1 pseudogene is annotated in these 415 nt (G+C 64.3%); it reads right to left on the reverse strand.

The annotated features are described in order from the left end of the window. Positions 1 to 415 (reverse strand): annotated as a pseudogene (locus tag ACFV9O_RS40150) (histidine kinase); the annotation flags it as partial.

The following is a 415-nucleotide window of genomic DNA, read 5'->3' on the forward strand; positions in this document are numbered from 1 at the left end:
CTTCAGTGGTCCGCAGGACGGTCTGTCCGAATCCTTCCGGATGTTCTCCTCGACGACCACCGCGGGTTCGCTCCCGCTGGAATAGATGGCCAAGTGGGCATTACCGTCGGCATCCACTGTGCCGACGAGCCGATAGAGCGGGTGGGCCAGCGTTTCGCTCGCGGCGACAAAGCCATGGTGGTGACGAAGGGGACCATCAGGGGTGTCTATGTAGATGGCAAACTCCGGCTGGTCCGGCACCGACAACTCAGCGGGAGGCGGCGGAGGCAGGAGCCGTGACAGGGAGCGCTTGAGGGCCTCAACGGCGTCAGGCCCCCAAGGCATCCGCAGCTTCTCAAGTCGGACTACGGTTCCGTGGCCAACCGACGCGTCGATCGATGCGGTCTGGAACCCCGTGACCACGTCAGCGAAGTGC

Origin of the sequence: Streptomyces sp. NPDC059909 (assembly GCF_042730885.1) — a bacterium.
Taxonomy (GTDB): Bacteria; Actinomycetota; Actinomycetes; order Streptomycetales; family Streptomycetaceae; genus Streptomyces.